Source organism: Streptomyces sp. 6N223 (assembly GCF_052246635.1).
Classification (GTDB): Bacteria; Actinomycetota; Actinomycetes; order Streptomycetales; family Streptomycetaceae; genus Streptomyces.
In genome coordinates, this window is sequence record NZ_JBQQCA010000107.1 from 1 (window position 1) to 6324 (window position 6324).

The 6324-nt window shown below is 73.7% G+C and carries 4 protein-coding genes; 2 read left to right on the forward strand and 2 right to left on the reverse strand.

From position 1 onward, the window contains the following. Together ACTWQH_RS32315 and ACTWQH_RS32320 are read right to left on the reverse strand one after the other, a co-directional pair. Window positions 1-1565 (reverse strand): MFS transporter (locus ACTWQH_RS32315; RefSeq protein WP_443290381.1); only part of this gene is annotated, 1565 nt, incomplete at its 3' end. A 168-nt stretch (window positions 1566-1733) separates the two neighbouring features. Continuing rightward, on the reverse strand, window positions 1734-2486 hold the full coding sequence (locus ACTWQH_RS32320; RefSeq protein ID WP_443290378.1) for a class I SAM-dependent methyltransferase: 753 nt from the start codon (window positions 2484-2486) through the stop codon (window positions 1734-1736). Between the two features lie 260 nt (window positions 2487-2746). Here ACTWQH_RS32320 and ACTWQH_RS32325 point away from each other — a divergent pair, with 260 nt between their 5' ends. Further along, window positions 2747-3619, forward strand: a complete 873-nt coding sequence (locus ACTWQH_RS32325; RefSeq protein ID WP_443290379.1) for a glutaminyl-peptide cyclotransferase — start codon at window positions 2747-2749, stop codon at window positions 3617-3619. Between the two features lie 3 nt (window positions 3620-3622). Further along, a complete protein-coding gene (locus tag ACTWQH_RS32330; protein ID WP_443290380.1) occupies window positions 3623-6160 on the forward strand; it encodes a polysaccharide lyase family 8 super-sandwich domain-containing protein in 2538 nt (845 codons plus the stop codon). The last annotated feature ends 164 nt before the right edge of the window (window positions 6161-6324 follow it).

Here is a 6324-nt window from a genome sequence, read left to right on the forward strand (position 1 = left end):
TGTGCGGGCGGCGGTCCTCGCTCCGCACGGCCTTCGGCCGCCTGGGCCGGGGGCGCGGCGCCCGCGCCGCCACGGCCGGCGCTGACCAGGGTGAACGCCAGGAGCGCGGCCAGCGCCATCATGCCGGCCGCCCACCACAGCGCGGTGGTGTAGCCGTGCACCAGCGCCTCCCGACGCGCCGGCCCGCCGGCCTCGGCGGCGTGGTCGGCCAGGTAGCGGTCGGTGGCCCCGGCGGCGATCGTGTTGAGCAGCGCGGTGCCGATGGCGGCCCCCATCTGCTGCGCGGTGTTCGCCATGGCGGAGGCGACGCCGGCGTCGCGGGGCGCCACCCGGTACGTCGCCAGGCTCATCGACGGCATGAACGCCATGCCGAGGCCCAGCCCGATCAGCACCTCCGCCGGCAGCACCAGCCCGGCGTAGGAGGAGTCGGTCTCCAGCCGCGTCAGCGCCAGCATCCCGGCGCCGCCGCACAGGTACGCCGGGCCCAGCACCAGGCGCGCCGGGACGCGCGCCAGCAGCCGGGGCGCGATCTGCGTGGAGCCGGCGATCATGCCCGCCGCCATCGGCAGGAAGGCGAGCCCGGTGGCGATCGCCGAGTACTCCCTGACGACCTGGAGGTAGTAGGTGAGGAAGAGGAAGGCCCCGAAGAGCGTGATGAACGCCAGCACGAGGGCGAGGTAGACCCCGCCCCGAGTGCGGTCGGCCACGACGCGCAGCGGCAGCAGCGGGGCGCGCACCCGCGTTTCGAGGAGGACGAACGCGGCCAGCAGCAGCACCGAGGCGGCGAACGCCGTCAGTGTCACCGCGTCCGTCCAGCCGCCGGACTCGGCGCGGGTGAAGCCGTACACGACGGACGCCACCCCGCCGGTGGCCAGCGCCACGCCCGGCAGGTCCAGCGGCGAGGGATTGCGCCCGCCGGAGGGCTCGCGGACGAAGCGGCACACGCCCGCGACCGCGACGGCGGCCACGACGGCGTTGACGAAGAACGTCCAGCGCCAGGTGAGGTACTCCGTCAGCACGCCGCCCGCCAGCAGGCCGATCGCGCCCCCGCTGCCGGCGACCGCGCCGTAGACGCCGAACGCCCGTGCCCGCTCCCGGGGTTCGGTGAACATCACCGCCAGCAGGGAGAGCGCGGAGGGCAGCAGCAGCGCCCCGAACAGGCCCTGCACGGCGCGGGCCGAGTAGAGCACCGCCTCGCTCTGGGCCGCGCCGCCCACGAGGGGGGCCAGCCCGAAGCCGGCCAGGCCGGTGACGAGGGTGCGCTTGCGGCCCCACAGGTCGGCGATCCGGCCGCCCAGGAGCAGCAGCCCGCCGAAGACGATGGTGTAGGCGGTGATGACCCACTGCCGGTTTCCGTCGGAGATGCCGAGGTCGGCCTGGGCGGAGGGCAGTGCGATGTTCACGATGGTGCCGTTGAAGGTGACCATCAGCTGGCCGAGGCAGACGAACCACAGCGCCCGCCAGCGCGCGGCGTCCGGGGATGTTGGCGACACGGAGGCACCCACCTTCCGATCGGCGGACACGACTGCCGCGACGAGGCCTCCTCGGCGATGCCTACCGCGCATCCCCCACTCGACGCCGTGGTACACGCCAGTGTCCCGGCCGCCGAACCCCCGGGACAAGGGCGCGCCCGGCGGCGGGCGCGCGCCCCGCGCGGCGGCGCGGCGCGCGCCGGTGCCGTGTAGTCCTTCGAGGTGGTGCAGCAGGCCGCCCCGAAGCAGCACTGAGCGGCCTCAGGCCCGCTCCTTGCGGGCGATGGTGACGATCTCGGGGCTGCCGGCGGTCAGCGGGGAGCGGTCGAAGTCGCCGTACCGCTCGGCGACCGTCAGCCCCGCCTCGGCCAGGCGGGCGTCCACCTCCTCGGCGCCGGGGAACCGCAGGGCGGAGCGGCTGGTGCGCAGGCCCGGCCAGGCGGGGCCGGTCAGGCGGGTGATGGAGTACACGATGTCGCCGGTGACGGGCGTCTCGGCCTCGATGGTCATGCGCACCACGCCGCCGGAGCCCTCGGGGTCGGGGATGGACAGCGCGTACTCGCTCTCCCAGCCTTCCCAGCCGCGCACCGCCGGGTTGCGCGTCTCGAACGCGAAGGCGCCGCCGCCGGTCAGGGCGGCGGCGATGGTGGCCAGCGCGGCGCGCAGGTCCTCGTCGGCGGTCAGCTCCTGGAAGGCGTGGCCGGTCATGACGACGAGGTCGAACTCCCCGGGGTAGGACACCGACGTCAGATCCCCCCGCACCCACTCGACGTCCGTGCGGCGCCGGGCGCGCGTCAGCATGCCCTCGGCGGGGTCGAGGCCGACGAGGCGGCCGGTGTGCCCGGCCTCGCGGGCGTGGTGCAGCAACTTGCCGGTGCCGCAGCCGACGTCCAGGACGGAGCGCGCCGCCATGATCAGCGGCAGGTAGAACCGGTGGTCGTCCCGCTCCTGAGGGGGAAAGAAGGCGTCGTAGCAGGCGGCGTAGCGGGGATCGTCGAACAGGGAGTTGGTCACCGGCCCAGGGTGGGGACCGGGCCGCGATCGCGCCACTCCTTTTCCGCCGTTCGAACGACGTCCTGTACGGCGACGCGCCACACGATCGGCGCAGCCGGCCGGCACGTGCTGAGGTTCTGGTGGTCGATCCCGCCGTGGTGCTCCCCCAGCCGCCTCGGCCCGCCCGAAAAGCCACCGCGCGCAGGCGGGGCACCCTGTACGCCAACCCCCGCCGCGCGTAGGGTGCGTCAGCGAAGCGCGTCAGGTTGGAGGCATACGTGATGCGACGCGAGGATGGCGGCAGGGGCCGCGCCCGGGCACTGCCGGCCGGCGTGGCGGTCATGGCGCTGGGCGCGGCGTTGCTCGTCGGCTTCGGCGACCGGACGTTCGGCAGCCAGGCGAACGAGCCCGCCGAAGCCGCCGAGCCTGCCGGACGGGCCCAGCAGCCCGCCGAGCCCGAGCAGCTGCGCGTGGAGGTCATCGAGACGACCCCGCACGACGAGGAAGCCTTCACCCAGGGGCTGGAGATCTCCGGCGGCGTGCTCTACGAGGGCACCGGCCTGACCGGCGGCTCCTCCGTCTCCGCGACCGACATGGCCAGCGGCGAGCGGCTCGCCCGCGTCGCCCTCCCCGACGAGTACTTCGGGGAGGGCATCACCCTCACCGAGGACGCCCTCTGGCAGATCACCTGGCAGGACGGCGTCGCCTTCGAGCGCGACCCCGCGACGCTGGAAGCGCGGCGCACCGTGGAGTACGAGGGCGAGGGCTGGGGGCTGTGCCACCAGGAGCAGCGGGACCGCCTGGTGATGAGCGACGGCTCCGGCGTGCTGACCTTCCGCGACCCGGAGACCTTCGAGGAGACCGGCAGCGTCGAGGTGCGCTCCGGCGGCGAGGTGGTGAGCAGCCTCAACGAGCTGGAGTGCGTGGACGGCGAGGTGTACGCCAACATCTGGATGACGGACCGGATCGTGCGCATCGACCCGGAGACCGGCGCGGTCACCGCCGAGATCGACGCCTCGGGGCTGCTGACGGCGGACGAGGAGGAGACGGCCGACGTCCTCAACGGCATCGCCAAGGCGCCGGAGTGCGAGGAGTTCCTCATCACCGGCAAGCTGTGGCCGCACATGTTCCGGGTGCGGTTCGTTCCCGCCTAGGTCATGGCGATCCCGCGTCGCGCCGTGCTCTCCGCCCTGCCCGCCGCCGCGCTGTGGGCGCACGGCTCGCGGGCGTACGGGAACGGCACGGCGGCCGACCGCTCCCTCCTCGTGGCCAACGCCGTGGCGATGCTCGCCGGCACTCCCGAGTCCAACGCCCGCCCCGAGGTCGCCGCCAAGCTCGCCGCCATCGACGCCACCGCCCGCTCCCGCCTGGACGCGATGGACGCCGCCGGGTCCGGCGAGCTCTTCCAGGGCCTCCCCCTCGGCACGAGCGACGCGAACCTGAACGCCTCCTTCCAGTACCTCTACGAGATCGCGCTCGCGACCCGCGTTCCCGGCGGGGAGGGAGAGGGCGACGCCGGGGTCCAGCGCCGCGTCCTCGACGGGCTGGCCTGGCTCCACGAGCACCACTACGGCGAGACGTCGGCGGGCTACTACGGGAACTGGTTCTCCTGGGAGATCGGCATCTCCGGCCACGTCAGCCGGACGCTGGCGCTGCTCGCCGACGCCGTCGCCGCGCACCGGCCCGGGCTGCCCGCCACCTACGTCGCCTCGATGGACGCCTACCTGCGCAACGGCGAGAACGGCGACGTCGACCTCGACTCCCGCTTCCACACCGGCGCCAACCTCGCCGACATCACCACCAACCGCATCCTCCAGGGCGCCCTCCTCGACGACGACGCCCGCGTCGCCAAGGCCGTCGCCGACCAGCTCACCATCGTCGCGACGATCGACCCCTACGACCTGCGGCACGGCGTCACCGACGGCTTCTACGCCGACGGCTCCTTCATCCAGCACTCATCCGTCGCCTACACCGGCTCCTACGGCGTCGCCCTCCTCTCCCGCGTCGTGCAGACCATCAAGCTGCTGGACGGCACCGGCTACCTCCCCGACGCCGAGGAGCGGGAGCTGCTCGGCGCCGTGCGGCGCTGGGTGACGGACGGCTTCGCCCCGCTGATCTTCGAGGGCTGGATGATGGAGATCGTGCGCGGCCGCGCCGTCTCGCGCACCACCAGCGGGTACGAGGCGATCGCCGCCGTCGTGGAGGCCGTCACCGACCTCTCCGGATACGCCGCCGACGACGATGGCGCGACCGCGCTGGCGGCGTACGTCAAGCACCTGCACCAGACCTCGCGCGTCGCCCTCGACCCGGCCCGCTTCGTCTCGCCCGTCAGCGTCGCCCGCTACGCCGCCATCCTGGCCGACGACTCCGTCCCGGCCGAGGACCTGGGCCCGGCCGAGCGGCACGCGGCGTTCAACGCCATGGACAGGACCGTCCACCGGCGGCCCGGCTACGCCTTCGCGCTCTCGCGCAGCTCGTCGCGGATCAGCAAGTACGAGTACATGAACGGCGAGAACCTCATGCCCTGGTTCCAGGGCGACGGGGCCCACTACCTCTACCTCGGCGGCCAGGACCAGACCGGCCACTTCGGCGTCGACTACTACGCCACGGTCCCGCCGTACGGGCTGGCCGGCGTGACCGCGCCCGTGGAGCGGCGGGGCACGGTGCCCGAGCTGTACGGCGGCCTGTGGTACGAGAACCCGGACGCCGGCTTCACCTCCTCGTCGGAGGCGCAGAACGCCTACGTCTACTTCCCGCGCGGCACCCACCCCTTCTCCGGCGGCGCGCGCCTGGGCGCGTACGGGGCGGCCGGGCTCGTGCAGTCCGACGACGCCGCGTACGCCGCCCAGCGGGCCGGGGAACTGCCCGCGGACTTCGTCGCCTACCGCAACGCCGAGGCGGTCAGGTCCTGGTTCATGTTCGACGACGAGATCGTCCTGCTGGCGGCGGGAGTCGGCGACGCGGCGGGGCGCGCGGTGACGACGACGCTGGACGCCCGGATCGCGGACCCGGCGGACGCGATCGAGCTGACCGGCGAACTCCGCGACGGCAGCCCCTGGTCCGGCACGGGGACCGGCCCGCTGGCGTGGCTGCGGTACGCCAACACCAGCCGCGAGGTGGCCGTCGGCTACGTCCTGCTCGACCGTCAGCGGCCGGCCGTCGCACTCGACACGGTGACGGCCAGCCGCCGGGCGGTGCGCCTGAGCAACCCCGACACGCGGGTCACGAAGCGGGTCTTCTCGCTGTCGGTGGAACGCCCGGCGGGCGCCGCGCCCGCCGCCCTGGCCTGGGCGATCGTGCCGCACGCCGACGAGGACGCCCTGCGGGCCTACGCCGACGTCGACGGACGGGTGTCTGTCCTCGCCAACGACGTGGGTTTGCAGGCCGTCCAGCACGCCGGGCTCGGCATCGTCGCCGCGAACGCCTTCCGGCCCGGCCCGCACCGGGCCGGGCCGCTGGCGATCGACGGTACGGCGTCGGTGGTCCTGCGCCGGGACGGCGACGGGACCGTGGAAATCGCCATCGCCGACCCCACGACCGAGCGTGACACGATCGCGGTCACCATCCAGGGCCGCAGGCTTGAGGCCGTCTCGGCCGACGACGGCATCCGTGTCCGTCCGGTCCCCGGCGGCACCCACGTCGAGGCCACGACGCACCACGCCTACGGCCGCAGCTTCACAGTGACGTTGGCCTAGATCGTGTCCTGGGAGCCTCACCACGTAGGACAGCTCTTAGTACTCCAGTTGCAGATTGCTATCTGCGCTGGTCAGAGGTGGGTTTCTGAGTGTACTCGGTTGATGGGCCGTCAGTGAGGCCGAGTTCGTGACCTTGGGTGCGGCGGTGGCGTTGTGCTGGTCGT

Coding starts and splice junctions, on each gene's coding strand:
- ACTWQH_RS32330 (WP_443290380.1), top strand. CDS start 3,623: ATGGCGATCCCGCGTCGCGCCGTGCTCTCCGCCCTGCCCGCCGCCGCG.
- ACTWQH_RS32325 (WP_443290379.1), top strand. CDS start 2,747: ATGCGACGCGAGGATGGCGGCAGGGGCCGCGCCCGGGCACTGCCGGCC.